The sequence below is a fragment of the Gimesia algae genome, assembly GCF_007746795.1.
Lineage (GTDB): Bacteria > Planctomycetota > Planctomycetia > Planctomycetales > Planctomycetaceae > Gimesia > Gimesia algae.
This window is the reverse complement of the sequence record NZ_CP036343.1, coordinates 1,996,291-2,021,406: the sequence shown is the minus strand read 5'-3', so window position 1 is coordinate 2,021,406 and position 25,116 is coordinate 1,996,291. Positions and strand designations below refer to the sequence as shown.

General features: G+C 51.1%; 11 protein-coding genes. 5 read left to right on the top strand and 6 right to left on the bottom strand.

Features of this window, described 5'->3' with window-relative positions; genetic code table 11:
* The first annotated feature begins 77 nt into the window (after positions 1 to 77).
* From Pan161_RS07355 to Pan161_RS07330, 5 genes are all read left to right on the top strand, one after another.
* The gene (locus Pan161_RS07355) at positions 78 to 4,040 is read left to right on the top strand and encodes a hypothetical protein (RefSeq protein WP_145225467.1); all 3,963 of its coding nucleotides are present in this window, start codon (positions 78 to 80) and stop codon (positions 4,038 to 4,040) included.
* A gap of 1,721 nt (positions 4,041 to 5,761) precedes the next feature.
* Entirely contained in the window at positions 5,762 to 6,289 is a 528-nt protein-coding gene (locus Pan161_RS07345; protein ID WP_145225464.1) for a sigma-70 family RNA polymerase sigma factor, read from the top strand.
* Positions 6,282 to 7,922, top strand: coding sequence for a FecR family protein (locus tag Pan161_RS07340; RefSeq protein WP_145225463.1), 1,641 nt, complete (start codon positions 6,282 to 6,284; stop codon positions 7,920 to 7,922). Before Pan161_RS07345 ends, Pan161_RS07340 begins: the two co-directional genes overlap by 8 nt.
* A 20-nt stretch (positions 7,923 to 7,942) precedes the next feature.
* Entirely contained in the window at positions 7,943 to 11,158 is a 3,216-nt protein-coding gene (locus Pan161_RS07335; RefSeq protein WP_145225461.1) for a DUF1549 domain-containing protein, read from the top strand.
* 9 nt (positions 11,159 to 11,167) lie between these two features.
* The gene (locus Pan161_RS07330; protein WP_145225459.1) at positions 11,168 to 12,595 is read left to right on the top strand and encodes a DUF1501 domain-containing protein; all 1,428 of its coding nucleotides are present in this window, start codon (positions 11,168 to 11,170) and stop codon (positions 12,593 to 12,595) included.
* Positions 12,596 to 12,873: 278 nt separating this feature from the next.
* Here the strand turns inward: Pan161_RS07330 and Pan161_RS07325 are convergent, their stop codons facing one another.
* The 6 genes from Pan161_RS07325 to Pan161_RS07300 all read right to left on the bottom strand — a co-directional run bounded on the left by Pan161_RS07325 (position 12,874) and on the right by Pan161_RS07300 (position 24,856).
* A complete protein-coding gene (locus tag Pan161_RS07325) occupies positions 12,874 to 14,178 on the bottom strand; it encodes a DUF1501 domain-containing protein (protein WP_145225457.1) in 1,305 nt (434 codons plus the stop codon).
* 92 nt (positions 14,179 to 14,270) lie between these two features.
* Complete coding sequence (locus tag Pan161_RS07320) at positions 14,271 to 18,077, bottom strand: DUF1553 domain-containing protein (RefSeq protein WP_145225455.1); 3,807 nt, start codon at positions 18,075 to 18,077, stop codon at positions 14,271 to 14,273.
* 161 nt (positions 18,078 to 18,238) lie between these two features.
* Positions 18,239 to 20,494, bottom strand: coding sequence for a protein kinase domain-containing protein (locus tag Pan161_RS07315; RefSeq protein ID WP_145225453.1), 2,256 nt, complete (start codon positions 20,492 to 20,494; stop codon positions 18,239 to 18,241).
* A gap of 762 nt (positions 20,495 to 21,256) precedes the next feature.
* Positions 21,257 to 23,038, bottom strand: coding sequence for an arsenical pump-driving ATPase (gene arsA, locus Pan161_RS07310; protein ID WP_145225450.1), 1,782 nt, complete (start codon positions 23,036 to 23,038; stop codon positions 21,257 to 21,259).
* 82 nt (positions 23,039 to 23,120) lie between these two features.
* Positions 23,121 to 24,413 (bottom strand): arsenite efflux transporter metallochaperone ArsD, encoded by a 1,293-nt coding sequence (gene arsD, locus Pan161_RS07305; RefSeq protein WP_232103653.1) that lies wholly within the window; start codon positions 24,411 to 24,413, stop codon positions 23,121 to 23,123.
* A gap of 104 nt (positions 24,414 to 24,517) precedes the next feature.
* Positions 24,518 to 24,856, bottom strand: coding sequence for an ArsR/SmtB family transcription factor (locus Pan161_RS07300; RefSeq protein WP_232103652.1), 339 nt, complete (start codon positions 24,854 to 24,856; stop codon positions 24,518 to 24,520).
* Between the last annotated feature and the right edge of the window lie 260 nt (positions 24,857 to 25,116).

Sequence of the window (25,116 nt, the reverse complement as noted above, 5' to 3'; positions counted from 1 at the left end):
CGAGATAATTCTGAAACCATCGACCTTCTAATTACGATTCTGTCAATTTGATTCTGTATTGATAAAGGTGACTACCGATGCAGCGACTTCATCTCGCTCTTTCGATCACATTCGCAACGTTCATTCTTGCAGTAACTGCGGGTGTCTGTTCTGCCCAGGGCCGCGCGGTGACTTCGTCGGGACGGACGTCACAAGTCTTTCCTCCGTCTGCCCCCGCTTCTGCCACACCGGTAAAGACTCAGGCAGTTGCCACCAGTTCTACCGTTTCATCAGGAACGACTGCCGCCGCACAGGCCTCAGCCAGCGCTGCGCAGGACAAAGCACATGAGCAGAAAAGACTGGCGGCGATTAAAAAACTGAAGTTTGATCGACGCTCTTCGGCCATTATCAAAGTCTGGGCGACTCCAGCGGACGAGCAAGACGAATCAAAATCAGAGGGAGCGCAGACTGAAGACCAGCCCCTTGAAGCGCAGAAACCGCTTACTGCAGAACAGCAGGTTGAAGCGGATAAAAAAGCGCATCAGCAGAAACTGGATGCCGAGTTGAAGCAGTTTGAAAAGCAGCTGAAAGAGCTGCAGCAAAACGTCACACTCGGCAACTGGGGCGAAGTGAAAACGTTTTTCAATACGCTTCCGCAAGCAGAATATGAGGCACTTTATCTGCAATTACTGTCATCATTGCAGAACCCTGTACAGCAACCAGGCTCGCGCTTTCCTCAGTTTGCAGAAAAGAATGTGATCACCCTGGATGACTTTTTCGAACTGGCCGCCTTGTTACCTGCAGATTCAACTGAAAAAATTCAATCGCAGAACCTGCCTCAAAATTCCCGCAATTCTGCCCAGATGCAGATGCTATTGCAGCAGAATCCGCAACTCGCTGCCCAGCTGAAACAGAAAAATACCTTGTTCGGTCAGTTGGCTGGTGTGTTCAGAATCTCGATTCAGAACGGTTTTTCAATCGAAGAGTACCTCACCCGGTTTCGCGAAATACAACCAGAAAAAGAGGGGACGAAGTCGGAGTCCGCGGACGGTAAGACGCTCTTGACGCAACGCCAGATCGCCAGGCTATTGGCAGATTCCGGACAGGCTCAGCATCTGGCAGAGTTTTTGCCTGACCTTGAAGAGGCTGTCAAACAGGATGATCGCGAAGCATTAAATTTATTATCGCGTTACTATCTTGCACTTCCGCAATACGAGAAAAAAAATGAACATCTGGAAAAAGCATGGGCGGCTCTGCAGGCTGTTCTTGCAGTCGGTGAGATCAGTGCATCCGAAAAAGAAGAAGCCTTAAAACGTGCGGTGGAATTGACGCCGCGCATCAAAGAGGAATTGGGGCAAGCCTGGCTGAGCGAAAGTTTCAGCAAACGTCCTGAACGGGGCAAAGAAATTCTTTCGACCATTGGTGCGGCAGTCGCGATGGGAATACAGGCGCAAAGTGCGAACAGTCACTATCGACTAAAGAGTCTGGAATTACAGAAAACAGCCGTCGATGCCTTGCTGAAAGCGGCTCCCGAACAGGCCCGCGAATGGCAGCCGACGTTACAGATGATGGCAACCAACTGGTTACGGGAAGCGCAAATCTCTCAAACATATGATTATTCCACCAGCCGTTCCAGAATGATGCAGCGGGATTATTACGGCAATTATTACTATACCGAGAGTATGATGATGCAACCGCAAATGCAGCGTCAGAATCGAATTCAGGCCATCGCGACCGGGAAAATTCTTGAAATGCTTCCCGATGAGAAATGGATGGCGTTGATTGAACAGTCACTGCACCTGGAGTTCCAGACAACGATCGCAAAACTCTATCTGAAAGTGGAAGAAGAGGATGAAGCGTTTCCTTATATTGAACAACTGGCTTCCCTGAATCCGCGCGAGGCGAAGTCGCTTGCCGAACAGTTTTTGCGGGTCTGGACGAAAAATCATAATCCCAATTCCGAACAGCAGCGGACGAGCATTTATATGTTCTCCTATGGCTTTAATCAGCGTGCCCAGGGAATTCCACTCACACGCTCCAAACAGGTTCGCAACCTGGAAGAACTTGCGGGATGGATTCAACGCATTAACGATCTACCGATTGAACCAATTGATGAAAAACTCATTACTCAGGCATTCACGCAGGTCCATAGCTCTGCAGAAGTTTATCAGCTGGATGCCATTGAAAAAATCTACGGGACCGTGGACGGACTGAACCCCAATACTCTGGCATCACTGATTCAAACCATGCGCACCAATCTCGGCAAAGTCTGGCGGTTACCGGCCACGCAGAAAGCGGCAAAAACCAACCGCAAGCAAAAAGACATTGAACGCGAAGTCGTACAAGGTTATGCGACGGCTCAACTGGTTCTGAGCAAAGCCATCAGGAAATATCCCAAGTCCTGGTCAGTTCAGCTCGCGAAAGCTGCGCTGGACCATGATGCAAATGAATTTCAGCAGGAACTGAACCGCACTACGGAATTCTCCGAGCGACGCCAGATTTCGCTGGAGGGGTTCCAGAAGGCAGCGGAACTGTATGCGACTGAAGTAGAGACACTGGAGGAAGAGAAACAGGAATCAACCGTCTACGAAACCTGGTTCTACGCCAGTCTGGGTGCACCGGACCTGGGCAAGATCTCGCATACGACGGTTTCCGATCCCACACAATATCCATTAATCCGCGCAGCCATCGAGGGACTGCCGGGCGAAATCGGCAAACGTCATATGGATCAGTTTGCCAATGCGCTGTTTGTACGGCTCAGTGCAGTGGAGCCCGGTGTCAAGTTTCGTTATCTCAAAGCCGGATTCAAGATTGTCGGCGATCATGAACAGGCACGGGAAGCGAAGAAAGTCTATGATTATTACAAGGATCTCGTGACGGAAATCAAGCTGGAAACTACCATTGATGGCTCCGATGTCGTGGGGCATAAAGCACCGTTTGGTCTGTTCGTCAATCTGCGGCATACCAAAGAAATTGAACGTGAGTCGGGGGGCTTTGCCAAGTACCTGCAGAACCAGAATCAAGGCGGCTATTACTATTACAATTATGGTCGTCCGCTGGAAAATTATCGGGATAAATTTGAAGAGGCCGCCAAACAGGCCCTGGAAGAACATTTTGAAATTCTCTCCATCACATTTCAGAGCGAAGACGTGCATTCCCGTGCTACTGAAGAGTATGGCTGGAGAATGACTCCTTATGCGTATCTCCTGTTGAAGCCCAAAGGGCCGGAAGTCGATAAGATTCCAAGCCTGACTCTCGACATGGATTTCATGGATACTTCCGGCTACGCGGTGGTCCCTGTCAATTCGGCTCCCCTACCCATTGACGCTTCGTCGGAGCAGGGAGATGTGCGACCATTTAAGAATCTGCAGATTACACAGACACTTGATGAACGCGAAGCCAAAGCAGGTAAATTGAAGCTGGAAGTTCGTGTGACCGGTGTTGGACTGATTCCTGATCTGGATCAGATTGTGGATTTGAAGCCCCAAGAATTTAACGTGACCTCGGTCGAAAATGAAGGAGTCTCGGTTTCTCAATTTGACAAAACGAGCCCGGAAAACGCCGTCAATTCCGAAAGGCTCTGGCTGGTTTCGATGGAAGCGCGCCCGGATCTCGCCAGGCATCCTGAAACATTTTCGTTTGGATTGCCGAAACAGGAAGATCATGAAGTGACTTACCAGCGATTCGATGATGCCGACCTCGTTTCGGTTGAACCGGAGATTATGCTGCAACAGGAATACGGCACCCCGGAAAAGTCATGGATTGTTCCTGCCTCTGTTGTGTTCGCAGTATTGATTTTACTTGTGATTGTTTACCGATTGAGTACCCGCAAAACCCAGGTTGTCACATCTGCCCGTTATCAGGTGCCGGAAAATATCACCCCGTTTACAGTCCTCGGACTTCTGAAAGATATTGAACGCACCAATGGGTTAAGCCCCACAGGCAAACAGGAACTGGGCGTCTCGATATCGCGCCTGGAGCATTATTACTTCGAAACTCCCGAAGGTGAAGAACCCGACTTAAACGCGGTCGTCCATCGCTGGGTAAACCAGACTCGTTAGAGTACGTCACAAATAAAGGCATCGAATCCAGAGTGTGTAAGGTAGCACTTTTCTTCAATGCGACTGAGGTAATGACTGCACCAATGTTTCATAGCACACAACAATCTGGTTTTGGTTTCATCTGCAAACTGCTGATTCCCAGTTGTTTCCTCTTCACCAGTTTCTGGATCGCGGGAAGGGGTTTGGTCGGCGAGGCCGTTGTGTTGATGCTGCCCTCTGCACAGACGGCAGTTCGTCTCCAATGCGATTCAACGCTGGCGGAATCAGTACGACGGCATGAAATCGGAAGAAGTCAGGCGCCTCAAATAACTGGAAGCCGAGAACAAATGAATGAAATAACTGGTCGCCGATCTGTCTCTGGATAACAAGACTGTGTCCAGTTTTACTGTAGCGTCTTTAGGGCCATTTGGACCGACTATAATAGATTGAGTGACGCTATGGTTAAATGTGATGCGCTCCAGTGGTTCGCGATTTTCATCTGTGAGGCTGGGTGCCGATTTTTATAATTTGTGATACAGCAGGTCAGGGTGATGAGATTTCTGTCAGGCACACGGACTGTGCGCTTTCCCAGTTGTATTGGTTCAGGATTATTTTTGCTACCACGAAACCCACGAATTGACACGAAAGGATTGAGTGATGCGGGGGATTTCTCAATTAGGTTTGATTTCATATTCGAGGGTAAATCTTAGGGAGTGGCGTGAGGGGAGCAAGGGGTTTTCAGAATGATGTGGCGATGTTTGACGACAGGGGTGCGATATAGGGCGAGACAAGGATGGTGTCGGGGTGAAGGACTGCGAAGTGTGGCGACCCGCAGGTTAACATCACGAACGAGTGTGGTTTCAGGCAGTGCAAATCTGGAAAAAACCGGCTGTTTTACAGTGAAGAGTCGGAACAAGTGGCGCGTGTTTCAGTGCTCTGTAAACTGGGCACGCGCGCGACTCAGTTAGACGCTTATTCTGGTTTGTGTCAGGCGGGAGTCAAGTCGAATATTTTCAGTAAATGATCTCGGCGGGAGAAGCGTTGTTTTCAGGAATAGAACAAGGGCAGGGGAGGCGGATTTCGGACTACCGATTCCTCAATTGATTTCTTTGCCTGATAAAGCGCGCATGAGTAATTTTTTAGTCCTGCTGAAAATTCACCAGTGTTTCGTACACTTGGTTGGGTAGAATAAAACCCACTACTTCCTTCCTGCTTAAACTGAACAAGGAAATAACACCAGATCAATGCGCCTGATTCAACCATCTGGATGACGGCACTGATAACATCGATTTCTGATTGGTTCGGAGGCGGTGTCCAGTCTGCCTGAGCGTGGAAACTGAGATTGGACTACCCCAATTTGAAGATCAGTGTGATTGTCATTTTTGAACCACGGGAACTCGACGTCAGGATCGTAACCATTGTATTCATGCCTGGCTTTCTTCTTTTCTGAATCCGCTCACAGATTGTGAGTTGGGTCCATTCTTGTTTTTTCCAATCAGCCAGACGTTGAATCTGGTCTCTCCCAAAACCGTCTGACACTAGACGTTATTTGCTGTAAGGTTTTAACTTCAAACAGGATAACAAAACTGTGTCTGAATGGTGAGACTCTTCAAACTACAGATAATTGTGGATATTATGCAGATTCTCTTTAAAACTCGACCTGAAAAATTCAATGAGTGTACGATTACTTATAGAACAGGAAAGTGAGTGTTGTCAGGCTTGAATGATCGTTGAAATAATTCATGGAACAGAAAAAACAAGAACGACAGTTTACAACATTTCTGACGGCTCATCGCCGCCAGCTGTATGCTTTTATTTACTCACTGCTGGGGGATCACGCTGACGCTGAAGATGTGTATCAGCGTTGCAGCATGATAATGTGGGACAAGTTTGATCAGTACGACTCTGCCTGTGATTTCCTGCCGTGGGCGATGGGAATCTCGTTTTATGAAGTGAAAAACTTCCTGCGTGTATCATCACGTGATCGGCACTATTTCTCTGAGCAGCTTCTTAATCAGCTGTTCGAGCGGATGCAAAACGGAAAAAGCGTTCAAAATGTACAACTGGCATCACTGGAGAATTGTTTGAAATCATTGCGACAAAAAGATTTGTGGCTTGTAGAGCAGGTCTACTGGGAACGGCGCAAATGTTCGTCGGTTGCACGAGAATTGGGAATGAAAATCAACGCAATCTATGACCGGGTTGGCAGGATCCGAAGTCAGTTAAGGGAGTGTGTAAAGCGACGTATTGCGGAGGTGGAACATGTTTGATAACGAAAAGCATAATGATGCAGAATTTGAACGATTGCTGCGGCAGCTCGTGGATGGTTCGCTTGAAAATTCAGAAGCAGATCGCCTGGAGTCATTAATGCTTGATCAGCCAGAGCGTCAATCGTTGTACCTGGAATATATGTCACTGGATTCGTCACTGATTGAACTGGGGGAAGTCAGCAAAACCGTTCCCGGACTCACCTTTGGTCGCCCACGAAGAAAACGCCTGGGGCCATTCAGCGTTTGGGCTCTGGCAGCGTGCGCTATGCTCTGCCTGATTGCGGTAACCAGCTTTGTGACATCCTACATAGATCAACAAAAGCAGTTAGCGAAACAGGAAACAACAAAGCAATTGGAAGGGGTTGTGCAAACGACTGAACGAAGTATAGGGCAAGAGATACTTTCCGAGGCCAAAATCATAGCAGGGCATCGTGCAGTCTTTCGTGGTACTCATTCTCCCACGTCGATCGGCAGTTGTTTAAAATTCTCAGAAAATTATATGCTGCAAGATGGGTTAATAAAAATTCTTTTTGCCTCGGGCGCTGAAGTGATTCTCAGTGCGCCAGCGCTGTTCCAGGTCGTGCATAACGAGAAGCTGGTTGTTAACCTTGGGAAGTGCTCTGTTTACGCACCAGAGGGCGCCGAGGGTTTCGAAGTCAGTACGCCAACAAGTGAAGTAATTGATTTGGGAACTCGTTTTTCCGTTGTTGTATCTGAAGACGGAGCGTCGAATGTGGCTGTCGTGGATGGTGAGGCGGAAATCTCGACTCTCAGTGGTCCCCGCAAAAAGACATTGTTCAAAGGCGATACCGCCTACGTGGGCACTGATCTGAACTTAATGGAGGGAGACAATCATACGCCAGGTGATATTTATGTAGCCTCAATCCCCGATCACCTGATTGGCTATCAATCCATTCAAGACGACCTGGGGCAGGCGAAAGAGCTTTCGACTTTGGTTGTGCAACGTGGGGGGATAAGTCGCACCTATCATCGTAACGATTTTATTCTGCCAAGAGTCAATCATTACCGGCCCGGGTCCAACGCTTTTGGAATCGTTCCAGCCAATTCTCCCGCTGATGAATACAATCGATTTGGATTGATGAATCTCTTGTTTGCTTCAGGATTCATTAATCCTGGTGGCCAGAACAAGTGGCATGAAGGAGAAATCATTCTGGGGCGTGATGGTACTCCCGGCATGAATCTGGTCTTTGATCAACCTGTGATTAATTCACCCGGTCCTGATCTCATTATTTTCGACGCACAGTCGATCGCTCATTCTCTCGAAGGCGATGTATTCCATTTGTACCCGCGAACAGGCCACCCTGATGCTCTACCAATGACCATCCGGAAATACGACATCGATGGTCATTCCGCCGAAGCACAAATTATGACCGGATGTCGTTTGACTCAATTGAGCCCGGATTTCGCCAACGATGGTGCTCCTCTTCCGATAGTGGCACGGTCACAGCTGGTGCATAAAGTCCCCTCGCGCCTGTTTGCCGTTGGTATCGATCTGGCTGACATGAATATTCCACCAGGAGGATCGATCACCGGACTGTTTCTTCAAGATGCTCAGGACGACACAGACCATATTGACCCGGTTGTCATCGTCGGTCTCCCGCCCGTTAAATAATCCGCTGGAATTCTGATTTCATGCTTCATAAATTCAAAAACATCGTATGTATCGTTTTCAGTTCCTTGCTGATGATATCGTCGTCGAACGCCGCCGATCTATCACCGGAAGCAATGAAGTTCTTTGAAAAAGAAGTGCGTCCGTTGCTCTCGGAACACTGTTGGTCTTGCCACGGTGAACAGGAGCAGAAAGGAGCCCTGCGTCTCGACACACGCAGACATATGCTACTGGGAGGAGAGTCAGGCACATCAATCGTTCCCCGTAAACCGGATGAAAGCCTGCTCATCGAGGCAATTCGGTATGAAGCGTACGAAATGCCGCCTTCAGGAAAACTGAAGGATGCACAGATCAAGATTCTGGAAAAGTGGGTCGCCCTGGGCGCCCCCTGGCCGGGAGCCGACGACTCAATTCCGGTTCGCAAGGAACAGGGACCGGTATTCTCTAGCGAGGACCGTACCTGGTGGGCGATTCAGCCATTGGTGCAGGTCGCTGTCCCGAAAACAAATTCGAAACACCGGGCTATAAATGAAATTGACCACTTCATCAATTCAAAGTTGGAACAGCAGGGACTGCAGGCTGCTCCCGAAGCAGACCGGAAATCATTAATACGGCGGGTCTATTTTGACTTGCATGGCCTGCCACCCACACCGGCGGAAGTGCAGGATTTCGTGAATGATCAGAGTCCTGATGCATACGAGCAACTTGTCGATCGCCTGCTGTCCAGCCCGCGCTATGGAGAACGTTGGGCGCGGCATTGGCTTGATGTTGTGCGGTATGCTGATTCGGACGGCTATCGCGCCGACGGCTATCGCCCCCATGCCTGGCGTTATCGCGACTACGTGATCCGGTCCCTCAATGAGGATAAGCCTTACAACAGGTTTGTCTTGGAACAGTTAGCCGGCGATGAACTATTCCCCGATGATGTCGATGCACAAATTGCAACAGGTTTTCTGACTCATGGAATCTATGAATGGAATAGCCGCGATGTCGCCGGTCAGTGGAATCTCATGCTCAACGAATTAACCGATACGGTCGGTGACGTCTTCCTGGGAGTGGGCCTGCAATGTGCCCGATGTCACGATCACAAGTTCGACCCCATTCTGCAAAAAGACTATTTTCAGCTAAGGGCTTTCTTTGAACCGATTCAGATTCAAACCAGCCGGGTAGCCGCCTCCGCGAAGCAACAAGAGGAATACCAGCGGGAACTGGCCACCTGGGAACAGGCCACGAAAGAAATTCGCCTGAAAATCACCGCGCTGCAGGCACCTTATCGACCGGGAGCCGAAGCCGTCGTTAAGTCATTTCCGCCCAACATTCAGGCGATGATTAAAAAAACAGCAGAGGAACGCGCTCCGCGTGAACAACAACTGGTCAAGCTGGCATGGCGTCAGGTGGAATACAATTACGAGAGGCTCGACAGTCGACTGAAGCCGGCAGATAAAGAAAAGGTTCTGGAGCTGAGACGCCAGTTGAAAAAATTCGACAAGCTGAAACCCGCGCCGCTCCCCGTTGCACAACAGGCCAGTGATATCGGCCCGCAGGCGCCCAAAACAACCATTCCCAAAAAACGTACAGAATGTGATCCCGGTTTCCTGGCGATCCTGAATGAAACACCTGATGAGTTTCTTGACTCTCAAAGGAACGATACCACCAGCCGCAGAAGTGCATTGGCGCGCTGGCTCACTCAGCCGAGCAATCCACTGTCGACGCGCGTGATTGTAAATCGCGTCTGGCAGTATCACTTCGGCAAAGGCCTGGCGCCGCACAGCAGTGATTTTGGTCGCCTGGGAGGACTACCCACGCATCCTGAATTACTTGACTGGCTGACACAAAAGTTCCTCGAAGACGGCTGGCAATTCAAGAGTCTACATCGTTTGATTGTCACCTCTGCGACCTATCGTCAATCTGCGCTGCACCCACAGGAAGCAGCGATGACCGCCATCGATCCGACAAACAAGTATTACTGGTGCGCAGAGACACGTCGCCTCGACGCAGAACAAATTCGCGATTCCATCCTGGCAGTGACCGGACAACTCAACCTGCAAGCCGGTGGCCCCGGAGTCGCTGCCAGTGTCCCCAGGCGGTCTATCTATTTACGGATGATGAGAAACAGCAGTGATCCGTTATTAGAAGTCTTTGACTTACCACGCTTTTTTGTCAGCGTACCTGGCCGCGATACGACTACGTCTCCCGTTCAATCATTACAGTTATTTAACAGCCAGCAAATGTTGCGGTTTGCCGATCAGCTTTCGAAACGGTCAATTGACGAATCGAAGGCAGCTCCTGATGCGAACAAAGAAACAGCCGCTTTGCGAAGAGCATGGGAGATCGTATTTGGACGTGCGATTACCGATGAGGAACTATCAATTGCTAACGAATTCCTTACTCATCAATCAAAGCTGCTATCTGAGCGGGAAACAAAAGTGAATCTGCAGCAACTGAAAACCGCGACTATGCCGTACCGCAATGGTCAATCGATTGTATTTCATGCAGATAAACCATCTCCATTCTATGTCGCGGATGATAAACACTTAAAACTGGCGAACCATACTATCGAAGTCTTCTTCCAGATTCGATCGATCTATGAATCAGGGGCCGTCCGTACGCTTGCTTCGAAGTGGAGTGGCAAAGTCTCCGAACCGGGCTGGATCTTTGGAGTCACAGGCCGCGGTTCGCGCCGTAAACCGCAAACACTTGTTTTTCGTACTTTTGGAAATAGAAGCGACGGCACTGTTGGCGACGAGATCGTGTTTTCCGATCAACACATTGTATTGAATACACCGTATTATGCCGCGGTCACTTTTCACGTCACCGGTGAGCATGCCGGCACGATCGATTTCTATCTCAAAGACTTATCGAACGATGATGAGCAGTTGGGCCGAATCACCAAACAACACCGGATCGTCCGCATTCAGGATAATAATTTGCCACTCGCTTTCGGTCGCATGGTTCGCAATCGTCAAAGTTTCTTTGACGGCCTGATTGATGATATTCGGATTTCCTCGCAGGCATTGGACGCGGAGTCGCTGCTCTTTACACAGGAATCTGTGACGAAGGATACGCTGGGCTATTGGAAATTCGACCCTGTTCCAGGCATGTTTCAAGATAGCTCCACCAATCAGCACCATATTTCACAGAACGATCGGATGGCATCGGCTGTTACTCCGCGCCAGGAAGCATTTGTTGATCTGTGTCACATTCTGCTGAACTCAAATGAATTCTTCTACGTCCATTAAGGCAGTGATATGCTCTCTACGACCCATATAAAGATACCGCAAAACCGCCGGGAATTTCTGGAAACGAGTGGATTAGGATTTGGCAGCCTCGCGCTGGCCAGCCTGCTCTCCCAGGCAGAAGCTGCTCCCAACCCATTCCGTTCTACCGCCGGTCAGACACCGCATCATCGACCACAAGCGAAGAATATCATCTTCCTGTTCATGGAAGGCGGCCCCAGCCACATTGACCTGTTTGACCCCAAACCACTGTTAAACAAGCTCGCAGGCCAGACGCTTCCCGACAGTTTTGGTGAAATCCTTACCGCAGCCGGGGAATCGCGATCACCGCTGTTAGTCTCCAAACGGAAATGGAAACAACATGGCGAAGCGGGCACCTGGGTTTCCGACTGGCTGCCCGAAATCGCAACCTGTGTTGATGATATCGCCGTTATCCGTTCCTGCTGGGCAGATGGACTGAATCATTCATCGAGTGTCTGCCAGATGAATACCTGCTCGCTGATCGGCGGTCGCCCCTCGTTGGGAAGCTGGGTGACGTACGGCCTGGGATCGGAAAATAAGAATCTACCTTCGTTTGTCGTCATGCAGGATAACCGCTCACAGGTTGTAAACGGGCCGCGCAACTGGGGAACCGGGTTCATGCCGGCAGTTTATCAGGGAATTCAATTACGGGAAGGAAAGCAACCGATCCCGAATCTGAATAATCCCGAAGGCATGACCGACACCCGCCAGCGCAGTAAATTATCCTTACTCAAATCGCTGAACCAGGGATTTACAGACCAGCATGCCAGACAGACCGAACTCGAAGCACGCATCGCCAGTTATGAGTTGGCATTTCGTATGCAGTCCGAAGCCCCCGAGGCGGTCGACTTGAGCCAGGAGACCGAAGTCACCCGGAAGCTCTACGGCATGGATCAGGAAGACACTTCTTCGTTCGGTCGGTTGTGTCTGATGTCGCGCCGGCTTGTGGAACGGGGAGTCCGCTTTGTGCAGCTTTATCATGGCGCAGGCAGTAAGTGGGACGCGCACTCCGGTATTGAGAAGAATCACGCCAAGCTCAGTAAAACAATGGATCATCCGGTCGCAGGCTTGATCAAAGATCTGAAACAACGAGGCTTACTGGATGAGACGCTCGTTGTGTGGGGAGGCGAATTCGGTCGGACCCCCATGTCGGAAAAAGGAACTGGCCGCGACCATAACCCGACTGGATTTACCATGTGGATGGCCGGCGGAGGAGTCAAAGGCGGACAGACGATCGGAACCACCGACGAACTGGGCCTGCGCGCCATTGAAGATCGCATGCACGTTCACGACTTGCACGCATCAATGCTGCACTTAATGGGGCTGGACCGTATGAAACTGGTTTATGAATACAACGGTCGCCCTGAACGTCCCACAATAAATGAAGGTCAGTTCCAAACAAAACTGGTGACAGGTTAGGTCACGAGAAATGCGATTCGAGATCGCATCACATATAACCATCGCGTCTCTCAATCTATGATACTCGGTCCAGATGGCCTTGAAGACGCTACGGTAAAACTGGACACAGTCTGGGTGGCACAGAAGGTTTTGATTTTGCACTGAAAATAACTGGATAACTGACCAATTAATGGGCCAAAGGAAAATGGCAGATGGCTCGGCAACTAAAGTTGACCTGGGATCGTATTCACGTAAAGTGAATGATCGATTATCGGGTATAAAATCGCTTCGATAACGGCCTATGCAAACAGTTCTTTGACAGGCAGGCCGCCGTCTGTGATGGGGATTGGCCGATCGTTAGCATAGAGATTCTTCGTGTAGTCGATCCCCAGAGAGGCGAGAATTGTGGCAAAGAAATCCGGAAGGCCCACCGGGTTTTCGACGATTTTCTTTGATAGCTCGTCGGTCACTCCCCACGCGCCCCGGTGTCTTAGACCGCCGCCGGCGAGAACACAACTGAACGCGGTTCCCTGATGTCCGCGTCCGCCGCCGCTGTCGAATTCCGGCGGACGACCAAATTCCGTTGTAATGACGATCAGAGTCTTGTCCAGAAGTTTTTTCTGTTCCAGATCGGAAATCAAGGTGGCGACCGCGGTATCCATTTCCTGGATCAGTTTGTGCTGCAGCAAAATTCCCTCGTAATGCACATCCCAGCCGGCTCCGTTTAGAAAGTTCAGGTTGTGTGAGACTTCAATGAATCGAACGCCTCGTTCCACAAGACGACGGCTTAACAGGCAGCGTTGACCGAATTCTCCACCGTACCTTGTCCGCAGGTCTGCTGGTTCCTTATCCAGTTGAAAGGCCTGATTAAATTCCGGTCCACTCAGCTTCAAACTCTGTTGAATGGCGGCTTCATAGTCGCGTACCCTCTGTTCGCTGGTTGCTTTTCCTTGTTTCTGTAAAACTGCAAGGAATGATTCTCGTCGCGCCTGTCGGTCGGATGTAATATGATCAGGTCGAGACAATCCTGCTGGACCTTCATTAGTATTTGTCAGATAGAGATAGCCATGGCTGGCACCCAGAAAGCCTGGACCACGCGTCACATTCGGATATCCGATTAAGACATAAGGGGGCGCGCCGTCAGAGACCGCGCCTCGTTCGTGAGTCACCAGCGAACCAAGAGAGGGATAGGTGACCGTACCACTGATTGGGCGACCGGTGTGCATGCGATTTGTGGCGGCAGCGTGTTCGTCGATCGATTCATGATTGACCGTTCGCATTGCCGTGACACGATCCATCAATGGGGCCAGCGTCTTGAGATGTTCACAAAGCTGCACACCCGGCACGGCAGTATCGATCGAGTCATAATATGCTCCCGCCTTCCTGGTTTTGGGATCTCCCTTTCGCTTGGGATCAAAGGTATCAATTTGTCCCATCCCCCCGCCGAGCCAGATCGAAATTACATGCTCTGTATTGCCGCGAATCAGTTTTGGCGTTGTTTCTGCCACGCTGAGTTGCGAAGTTGCCAGTCCACCTGCCAGTGCCACTCCCGCGGCCAGACATTCGCGTCGATTGAAAGAGGGAAATGTATTTTGGTATTTCATGATTGCGTCTCGTTATATTGCGATTGGAGTTTGTTAAATCGAGAATAAAAACCTGAATCTTTTCGGTGATCGAAGCAGCACAACAGTAGCTACTAGGGAACCCAGACAAATTCCCGATGATTCATCAGACTCCAGATAATGTCTTCATAAACTTCCCGCCATTCGGGACGTAAACGGGGATCAGCCGGTGGTCCCTTGCGGACACGTCGCTCCACATCCTGTTGGATCGTATTCGCTTCCGGTCGCAAGTGATTAAACCAGGTTACCTGCGGTAAGGGAGCTGGTTCTTGAACAGGAACGATTTCGTCTGCCGGCAGCAGACGGGAATCAAACCCTTGCGCCAATGCGTGACTGAAGGTCTTCAGTTCTTCCTGATTCGGAAGACGACACAGAAAACGAAGATATAACGCTTCAATGATTTCCTCAGGCTGCCTGCTGTCGACCGCCAACTGAGCCAGTTCACTTTGATTTGACACACGAATGAGATTCATGGATAGAGTGCCGTTCGCTAATACTCCCGGTTGCAGGACATTCGGCTCCGACTCGCGATGCATGATCGGTTTCTGACGAGATCCAGTCCAGCCAAACGCCTCCAGAACATCGGTCACGGTCCGGGCATAAGGCAGAGAAAGACTCGGTCGGTCTCGCTCGTTCTTTAAATCCGCAAACATCCAGGCTCGGCTGGGGCGTCCCAATGACAGGCGATTACTGACGTCTCGTTGCCCATCGTGCACAAAGGTCAATTCTTCAACGTCCAACTGTTTTCCGGTCGCTGCATGCATGGCGTCTACAATTTGTTCCGCAGTCAGTCGGCGTTTCTCAGGAGCAGTAAAGAACCGCAGCGTTTCAGATTTATTCCCGTTATTCCCGGTCGCTTCACGCTGGTAAACTTGTGAAGTAACGATCAAACGAATGACGTGATTCAGATCATAGTCATGAGTCACAAACTGGCGTGACAGCCAGTCCAGCATCTTCGGGTGACTTGGTTTGCGGCCTTCCCAGTCATAAACTGGTTCCACCAGACCTGTCCCGATCAACTGCTTCCACAAACGATTGACGATCACATTGGCAAAACGCTCGTTTTCCGGAGCAGTGATCAGCGCGGCTAACCGTTCCCGTGTATCCTGCGGGTTGTGCATGAGTGAGTCAATTTTCGAATCATCAACGGCTCCGGTAACACCTGCAAATGGCCAGTCAGCCTGAATCGTTTCGTCCGGCTTCAGCGTGACCCGGATCAGAGACTCTCGGTCTTTCTTTTCAAAGAAGGCATCTGGCACGCGACTTGTCGAGGGAACCGTTAAAGGTTTACGGTTCATCATCGCTGCCAGCGAGAATAAGTCGCGCTGAGTCGTGCTGTGATAAGGGGAGTCGTGGCACCGTGCGCACTGGAGTTCGATTCCCAGAAATGCGGACGCGACGATATGCCCTTTGGCAGCAAAAGGGGAATCATTTTCTGCAGCGATTGCAAAACCGGCACTGCCACCTTCATGTGGACTGCCGCGCATCAGTAACAGTTCCGTCACGATTCTGTCGAAGGCTTTTTTATCTCGCAAGGCATCATACAGAAACCAGCGAAAGGGGCCTGTGCTGTTCAGCGATGCATTCAGTAAGGTCGGATTCTCAGCCAGTAAATCCATCCAATAACTCACCCAATGGTCAGCAAAGCGGTCATCTTCCAGCAGGCGGTCAATCAGTTGATTGCGTTTGTCCGGATTGGAATCTTCCAGAAACTGTCTGACTTCAGCCAACGTAGGCGGGACACCCACGGTATCGAGATAAATCCGTTTCAGGAATGCTTCATCGTTGATCACCGTTGCCAGCGCCACTTCTGAAGCCTCCAATGGAACGGCAGGCCAGATCGCTCCCTGCTGAATCCACTTTTCCAGTTCCGCAATCTCTCGCTTACTGAGAGGTTTCCCAGTCGGAGGCATACGAATGCTTTCGTCTTCCGCTCGGATGCGTTCCAGCAGTTCACTGGCAGATATATCACCGGGAACAATCGCCGGGATTTCGGAATGGCCTGACTTCAATGCATTCTCTCTGGTGTTCAGTCTTAATCCGCCTTTGTCTTTGTCTCCATGGCAGCGGAAGCAATTCTCTTGCAGAAGTGGCAGAATTGTCTTGTGAAAGTGTTCTGCCTGACTGCGATCCGTGGCCGAAGATTCTAAGAGTGCTTTATCGATCTTGCTGGCCAGGAAGCGATCAATCGGGTGGTTGATATCAGAATCTACAACGGTGGGAATTTCAGGAGCAGGGTGTTGTGACGTCCATGCGCGGGCGGCAGCATGTCGTGTCTGCCAGAAGGCGTCCTGGCTCGCAGCCGCCTTGAGTCGGGTCTCATCTTCCAGTCGAGTAATCGCAGACTCAATTTGCGCCAGTACAGGATTAACGGCAGTATCTGTTAAGGGAAGAGCATCCTGTTGTTGAGGTCGTATGACCGCATAAGAATTTCCATCGTCCGTCTGGATCGCCACACAGATTTCACCAGTTTCCGTCCGCAAGCTCTTTCCACCGCTTACGAGTTCCAGCACAACGCGACAGAGTCGGGTTGTGCCATCATCATGATGGGGGATTGTGATCTCACCAAAGACTTCCTGCATCCGATAACCCTTCACACGGGCACCAGGCAAGGGGGGATCAGCCAGAGGCGTAATCGGTTCTTCACCATTAGGCGGACGATATGTGAGCGCTTTCGTGCGTGCCACAACCTTGCCGTCAATCCATAATCGTCCCAGGGCACGCGCTCGGAGCAAAAGCCGATGTGTGCCCGGTTGCAGTTCCACATCCGCCACCATGCGCACCAGCAGTGGCGCTTTCCAGCTGGCGCGAATGCCCCAGTCATCGTAACGCAATGGAATTCGCGGGAGCAGAAATTCCGTGCCAAGCCAGCGGGACGTCTCCTGTGGCCATTTCTCGCCTGTATTCAACCAGCGATCAGAGGCAGGCATGCTTTCGGAAAATGTAACCAGAACTTTCCCGGGAGGCACATCGGAAATCTCGGGCATTTTTTCAGGCGCAGGTCCCACAGTACGCGGGCCGCCGAGTCGATGAAAATGAGATGCGATGACCTTGTTATTTAATCTCGCCCGATAGACTGCAATTGCATCTACCCAGCCGTTAAAGCTGTTGGCGGTATTGCCTCCCATGGATGAGCCGATCCAGATCTGATCGTTGTCAACTACGGGAGCCGCTTTGGTTGCCCCCTGCAGATCCCATACTCCGTCAGTGGGTTGACCATCAATCCAGCCTTGAATGGAATCGGGTTGGCCAAACTGATAAGTTACCGCAATATGATGCCAACCAGTTACTACGGCAAATTTTAATTTTGATGTCCAGCGATGCCAGTGAGGGCCTTTGGCACCGGGGGGAGTGGGTGTTGCGAATAAGAAGCTGAGTTTCGCTGCATCACCGGCACCCACCACGCGCAGTGCCCAGTTCTGATTGTCAGGCGCAACATGCGGAGAGTGAGTCCGTCCTTTCCCGATGACATACATCGGCTGTCCATTACGAATTTTCGCGACCTTTACCCAGGCTTCGACAGTCATCGTATCACCATTTGTGAAGTCGAAAATACTCTTGTCCCCGGGGTCATTGACGGCAATGTATGCGCCCTTGCCATCAAGGCGAATTGCCGTGTTATCCTTTGCAAAGTCTGGGAACTCAGGCGGAACAGGACCAGCCTGATCACGGGTCACGTTGCCATGCACGGACAAGGGAGTCGCTTCTTCCGTCGAGAAATCCCATCTGGCGACCGGTGCTGCATCACCGGCATGTACGGGGCAGACGTAGATAGACGTCAAAGATAAAATTAGTGCAAGCCGTAACAGCGCGACGATTCCTGAAATCAAGAAAGCCACCGGGACAGCACCGCGTTTGATCTGGACCGTCAGTTCTGTCATGGGAAAGCTTCCTTCGCCCACCACGTCTTTAATGCGGATGAAAAGTGTCGAGAATGTACCTGACTTAGATTCCTCGCTCGTAGTCATTGCCTTAATCGCCTTTATGTCAGTTAACTCAATCAGACGCGGTTGCATTCGCCAAAAAGTGAATTTTAATGTTATCATAGAGGGGCTTCAATTTTACCAGATTCTGGCTGAGGGATATTCCGAACAACGCGGTTTTTCCAGAACAGCTCTGCCCATTCGAATGCCTGGTTTTTAACTCCCTCACTGAGTGTCTTGTCCTCTTGAACACGCTTCTGAAGTTCTTCCAGCGATTCGACACGCTGCCGCAGCGAGATTAACAATCCTCTGGCATAATACTCCGCTTGCACTTTAGCTGTCCAGGTCCGTGTGTCCCAGACTTTCACCGTTTTGTCAGTAGCGGCTGAGGCAATCTTCGTGCCATCCGGACTGTAAGCAATATCGGTAACTTTACCAGAGTGTTCTCGGAAACTCAGCAAGTTAGTTTGACTCATGCGGTTCCAATAGTCCCACTCGAATCCTCGTAAATCTTCACGCTTCCGATACCGGCCTAGAATTTGTATAAGCTTGAAAGGATCTGCATCCTGCCATGCTTTTTGCAGCAATAGCATGTCTGAGTAATAACCATTCCGTTCAGCAATTTTAAAATTATGTAGAGCTTTTTGCGCCTCTTGCTTCGCTCTTGCCTCAGCAGCAATCGCCTTTTTTTCATTTTCCTGTGCGATCTTCTGGGCGACGAGGGCTTTCTCTCTGGCGGCAATGGCAAGCAGACGCTGTTCTTGTGCTTCCTGCTCACTACGCTGCGCCTGTTCCCGCTGGATCGCTTCTTCTTTTTGGGCGGCAAGGGCTTTATCTTGTGCAACGAGTGCCTTATCGCGTTCGGAATTGATCCACACTGTAGCCACACTGGCAACCAGGGCGACCACCAGACTGGCGGCAAAACTGACACGCTTCAAACGACGCACCTGCTGCTGCCGCGTGTCACGTTTGACTATCGCTGTCTGGATTGACGACCGCAGCTTAGAATGCTCCGCATTGGTTTCATCCAGCAGTGACAGTCCCTGATCCAGGTCGCCACGATCCAGGGCGGTTTTTGCATAATCGTATTTTGTTGCTTTCAACCCCTCTTGAGCGCGCACATTCTCCGGCCACTCTTCCAGCGCCGTTTCAAATCCAAAGCGTGTTCGGCTGAATTCTTCATAATCACCGTTCTTCCGGGCGACATCCAGTCGCTCCGCTGCCCGCGCGGCAAGTTCAATACTCTCTTCATGCGAAAGATATCCACGGATAGCCTCTTGGAACTCCGGCACGCTCTGATAGCGATCTGCCGGATTAGTGGCCATCGCTTTCCGCGCAATGTCCAGCAATTCGCCTGTTTTTTCAGTTGCTGCAATCATGTTTTGAGAAACGGCCGCCAGGCAGGCCACAACATGCTCGCGCTGAGTCTCAGGGGGGGCATCAAGCGTATGGGGAGGTTTGCCCGTGATCATCTCAAACAAAATACCACCGAGTAGATACACGTCGCTGCGACGGTCGACCTGTTCTACGCCATTGATCATTTCCGGTGCCATGTAATATGGCGTCCCACCGGGTGCTGGCGTATGGTAGAGTTCACGCCGTGGATGATCCTGCGTGGGCATCGCCAACCCCCAGTCCATCAGCAGAACTTCACCAAACGACCCCAGCATAATATTGGCTGGTTTCAGATCACGGTGGATGATGCATCGTGCATGAGCAAATGCAACCGCATCTGCAACACGCAACAGGATATCCAGATTTTCAGAGAGACTGTTCGTGGCAATCCGATCCTTCCACTCGACTCCCTCTACCTGCTTCATCGCATAGAATAATGCATCGTCTGCCTGCTTGCCCAGATCGTAGATGGGTACAATATTTGGATGATCCAGACCACCGGTAATAATCGCTTCTGAAGTAAAGGCCCGTTGACTACCATCGCTCTGCTCGGTTTCTGGCTTGAGCACCTTAATGGCAACCGGACGATCCATCGATTGCTGACGCCCTGCATAGACAACGCCCATCCCACCTTCGCCCAACAATTGGTCAACTTCATAGCCGATACCAATCACAAAATCGTCATCGGTACCTGTCCCTGTAGGATACGTCTGAGTGGCATCGAGCTCGTCGCTCAACTTAACGGTATTGCTTAAACTGTCAGAATCGGATCGTGGCACTTTGATTGTTTTGCCTGGTGCGACATCATCGCCGAGTGCGGTCTGCCAGTCTTCCATCATGGTTGCCGCAAGATCAATGTGTGGGATGAAGGTCGTATCCGGAGGCGGAACAGAAGACTCAACCTTGTCCAGCGGCACTGTAGGATTGAATTGATTTCCCTGTGGCTTGTCACTGTCCGGTTTGTTGTCTGATGGTGACATTTTATATTTTCAGGGATGAGATTTATCCGGGAATTCCCATTTGGGTTGAACTTGAAACCGTTCCAAGACCAAGTAGTTAACTACCATATACATCGCCACCTCCCTGTGTCCAATGTGGGGCGATGTTTTTTCAGTTCATTGTCCGTTTGCTGAGATCCCCAGTTCAATGCCAGGTATATCATTTTTTATAGATCAACACTGGATTCAAGCAGTTTTATTCTGTGGCTCGCTGTTAGGAATCGCCGGAGAAGCTCACAAATCGTACCCCGCAGCCAACTGAGGCGGTATTACCAGACGCGTGAATGTCTGGAATGTCCTGACAAACATCTGGGTGGCAATGCGTGATAATTCATCCTGTTTCAAGTAACGGAGTGTTAGTGTCCCATTGAGGCACAAATGATTTATGAGCGCTCGCCGGAAGCATAACAGCTTGTTCGAAACTCAGAGTGGATTCATGATGCAATCTGTTTAACTCAAATAGATCTCTTGAATCGTGATGTAGATGCCCACTGCCAATATACTGCCGCCGGTAATGCGGCGCAGCCAGGTTTCGACATTCGTTACTTTCCTGAAGAATGCTGAGAACGACTGCTTGCCAAAGACCAGTAGAATCGCAAAATCAGGACAGGCACACCGGTGCCAATACCGTACAACGCGGGTAGGAAAACACTCGAATCATTCTTTACAGCTAATGGAATTAAACTGCCGAAAAAAAGTGCCTCCGATACCAAGGACTTGAACTTGGGCCATGATTGAAATTCCTTATGATGTCGAGGTGCTTTTATCAGAGTGGGTTAGTCGGCTTAGCCCGTGAAGCCCCGCTGGTGGTTCGATCTGCCACGGGATGATGGCCGTGCGGCTGGCGTGCACTTCGCTCACTTCGCGCAAGTACTTCTGCTCGTGCGATTGCCGCTGTTGCATCAGAGGATCACTCAGTGGCAGCGGGCTGAGGACCTGATTGATCACCCACGCGTAGGGCTCAATCTCCGCTCGCCGCAAGTCTCGTTGTAACGCGGCCGCTTCATGCACCGGAGTTGCTTCAGGGAGCGTGACGATCAGCACGCGTGCGAAGTCCGGATCGCGCAGTCGTGGGAGCAGGTTTTCAACCGCTTCGGGCATTTCGCTTGATTGCCGTGACACCTCGCGGTGATAAGCCAGCGCCGAATCGAGCAGCAAGACCGTGTGACCAGTGGGAGCCGTATCAAGCACGACAAACTTGTTTGTGCCAGCGGCAACAGCATCGGCGAATGCGCGGAATACCGCAATCTCTTCGGTACACGGTGATCGCAGGTCTTCTTCCAGAAGAAATTTGCCTTGCTCATCAAGATTCGCACCCGCATTCCCCAATACTTCAGCCGAGTACCTGGCGGTTTCTTCTGCAGGATCAATGCGACTGACGGACAAGTTCGGCAGACGTTCATCGTTCAGCGCCGCTGCGATGTGGGCTGCCGGGTCGGTGGTTGATAGATGTACTTCGTAGCCCCGTTCGGCGATTGCAACTGCTATGGCTGCAGCCACTGTGGTTTTGCCAACGCCCCCTTTGCCCATCGCCAGAATGACGCCATGCCCTGGAGCGATCAGGCCATCGATCAAGTCCGCCAGGAACGGTTGCTCATCAGCGTTTTCAAAGCGTTCGTCTGTTGAATTTGTGACAGATGTAAAGTCGACCGTGCCGAGACGGCGCAATGAATCGATACCTAGAATGCCATTGGGGCTCAACGGCACAATCGTTTGTGGAATCGCTTTCAGACCTGCTGGCATCGCGCTCAGTGCGGCGGCCCCTCGCTGCTCGAGCGCGACTGCGTAAGGGTCGCTCGAATCGATTGCCTGGAACACACCATTGACGACCAGATGTTGATTCTGAACACCAAGCTCAGCCAGTTCAACACTGGTGCGCGCTGCTTCGCGCAGGGCACTCGGCTCAGCCCGAGCCACTAACACGAGCGTGGTTACGGCTGAATCGCTGAGCGCCTTTACCGACTCTTGATACAGCTTTTGCTGTGCCTGCAAACCAGCCAGCGGCCCGAGACAACTGGTTCCCGTTGTATTCTGCTCCATGAAGCCATCCCAGGCTGACGGCAGTGTGAGCAAACGCAATGTATGCCCCGTCGGGGCTGTGTCGAAAATCACGTAGTCAAATTCCGCTGTGGCAGCGGGATCGCCCAGTAAGCGCGAGAACTCATCGAAGGCAGCGATCTCGAGCGTACAAGAGCCGGAGAACTGCTCTTCCATGCTGGCAATCGCGGCATCGGGGAGCACTCCGCGATATGGCCCGACCATTCGCTCACGATACTCGGCCGCCGATTGCTCTGGATCGAGATTCATGGCGCAGAGGGTTGGGATCGCTGGAATTGCTGTCGGATGGTTTCCCAGAGCGACGCCTAACACTTCATCGAGGTTGGAGGCGGGATCAGTGGAAACGAGCAGAACTTTTTTGCCTGCATCGGCCAGCTTCACCGCAGTCGCACAGGCTACCGAAGTCTTTCCCACACCGCCTTTACCTGTGAAGAACAGGTTGCGGGTCGCCTGATCTAAAAATTTCATGATTTACGTTCCTTGTTTGTATTGATTCATTGATAGCGAGGCAGCGTCGAGATTTCATCCCGCGAGTCTTCGCTGGTCGACGTCAGCAACATCCACTCGTTCCGCAGCACCCGCTCTCTGGTTCGGCAAGGGGCAACGATTGCCTGGCCGGTGAACCATCCACCCAGCCTGCCAGATCGTCGCGCGAGGGATAAACGGTTTGACTGACGATCTTCCCATCAACAATAACGACAGGCAGGCAGTCTGTTCCAGTGGTACTCAACAGCTGGTGAATCTCCTTGTTTTCGATAAAAGCCTGGGGCTGTTGGGCGAGGTTATATCGCTCTACGTGATGGCCCTGGCTCTTGAGCCAGTCCAGGTCCGCTGCAAACTTTGGCAGCACAGGATCAACATCGGGACCACACACGCCGGTCGAACAGCACATCGGTTTGTCATAGACTTGCACAGTTTTCATAGTCTTCTCCTTCGAGGTTGGTTGAATATTCAAAACGGGAATCGTATTCACAGGCTGTGTCGATGGTTGTTTCAGAGCGTGTACCCGTACGCTCGCGGCAAACGCGTTTGCATCAAACGATTGCATGACAGAGGCAAGACCGTCGTGGAGAGACTTCTGCCCGGCATCGGCTACCGCGCCACCTGCATCGGAACCACAAGAGCTACCGCCACAGCATCCGTCATCGCTTGCCATCGCATACGCATTCAGGTCCGCTCCCGTGTCTGTTACGACCACTGAAGCAAAGCCTACTTGCTTCAGTAAGCTGCGATACTCGTCGATCAGAATGGCACCGGAGATGCAACCGATATAGGCTTCGACACTTTGCTTTACTTCGGACGGCAATTCCTGCTTCAAAGCGATATCGCTCAGAGCGACTCTGCCATCAGGCTTGAGAACGCGCAGGATCTCGCGAAAGACAGCCAGCTTGTCGGGCACTAAATTGATCACGCAGTTACTGATCACACAGTCGACTGAGTTGTCTGGTAGTGGTATGCGATCGATGGTCGATTGATGAAACTCGATGTTGCTCAATCCCAGCTTCTGCTGGCCAGCACGAGCCCGCTCCAGCATCTCCGTCGTCATGTCGATGCCAATGACCCGACCCGAAGCGCCCACTTTTCTTGCGGCCAGAAACACGTCCATACCACCACCGCAACCGAGATCTACGACCACTTCCCCTTCACGAATGCCAGCCAGCGCCAATGGGTTACCACAAGACAACCCCATGTTGGCTTCAGCAGGCAACTGGTTCAAATCATCCTCCGAGTAACCAAAGGCGTTCGCGATGGATCGCACGGCGGTCGACTCGTTGGAGAGTTCACCTCGTGCGACACCCGCGTATTGGTCTCGCACGTCATCGATTATCTTTCGCTCAGTCATTGACTGCTCCTTTATTATAAATCGCCTATCGTCGAATGGCGATAGGTATGGTTAAAATATTTGCCAGTAATTGGCCAGAGCCCACTGGCGTTTAACTAATTCCATTACAACTCTGCGACCAGCTTTTTCAGCTTTGTCAGCATATCCTGATTGATGCAGTAGCAAACGCGCGGGCCATCGATTTCGCCTTGCACCAGGCCTGTTTCCTTCAGAATTTTTAAGTGCTGAGAAACCGTTGACTGAGCCAAAGGCATCTCCTCGACGATCTCACCGCACATGCATGCGGTCCGGTTGATCAGTAGTCGAACGATGCGCACGCGGGCCGGGTGAGCCAGAGCCCAGGAAAGCTTGGACAGATCCTCTGCCCAGGCGACATCCGGCAATGCCAGTTTTTCGCCGGTGGTACAGCACTTTTCGGAGTTTACTTTCGCTTTGACCATCATATTTGACCTTTGCCTGTCAAATCCAGACTTGCTATATTCGTTATCGTCGATTAACGATATGTTACTGCATGTTTTTTGTCAAGATGAAAAAATGCCAATCTCATACAGCGAAATTCGAAAAGTGTTTTCAAGGCAACACTTCCACCAGATCTTTTTGGTTCTGCGCCGCCAGCGCTGAGGGGGGTTAACTCCATCTGATCTCACGTCTTGTGTTCAGTATCTTGGTTTGCACAGGCGGGGTTGATTTTGAGACTCATTGG

Excerpts from the sequence above, each read along its gene's own strand:
- Pan161_RS07355 (WP_145225467.1), top strand. The coding sequence starts at position 78 with ATGCAGCGACTTCATCTCGCTCTTTCGATCACATTCGCAACGTTCATT.
- Pan161_RS07345 (WP_145225464.1), top strand. The coding sequence starts at position 5,762 with ATGGAACAGAAAAAACAAGAACGACAGTTTACAACATTTCTGACGGCT.
- Pan161_RS07340 (WP_145225463.1), top strand. The coding sequence starts at position 6,282 with ATGTTTGATAACGAAAAGCATAATGATGCAGAATTTGAACGATTGCTG.
- Pan161_RS07335 (WP_145225461.1), top strand. The coding sequence starts at position 7,943 with ATGCTTCATAAATTCAAAAACATCGTATGTATCGTTTTCAGTTCCTTG.
- Pan161_RS07330 (WP_145225459.1), top strand. The coding sequence starts at position 11,168 with ATGCTCTCTACGACCCATATAAAGATACCGCAAAACCGCCGGGAATTT.
- Pan161_RS07325 (WP_145225457.1), bottom strand. The coding sequence starts at position 14,178 with ATGAAATACCAAAATACATTTCCCTCTTTCAATCGACGCGAATGTCTG.
- Pan161_RS07320 (WP_145225455.1), bottom strand. The coding sequence starts at position 18,077 with ATGACAGAACTGACGGTCCAGATCAAACGCGGTGCTGTCCCGGTGGCT.
- Pan161_RS07315 (WP_145225453.1), bottom strand. The coding sequence starts at position 20,494 with ATGTCACCATCAGACAACAAACCGGACAGTGACAAGCCACAGGGAAAT.
- arsA (WP_145225450.1), bottom strand. The coding sequence starts at position 23,038 with ATGAAATTTTTAGATCAGGCGACCCGCAACCTGTTCTTCACAGGTAAA.
- arsD (WP_232103653.1), bottom strand. The coding sequence starts at position 24,413 with ATGACTGAGCGAAAGATAATCGATGACGTGCGAGACCAATACGCGGGT.
- Pan161_RS07300 (WP_232103652.1), bottom strand. The coding sequence starts at position 24,856 with ATGATGGTCAAAGCGAAAGTAAACTCCGAAAAGTGCTGTACCACCGGC.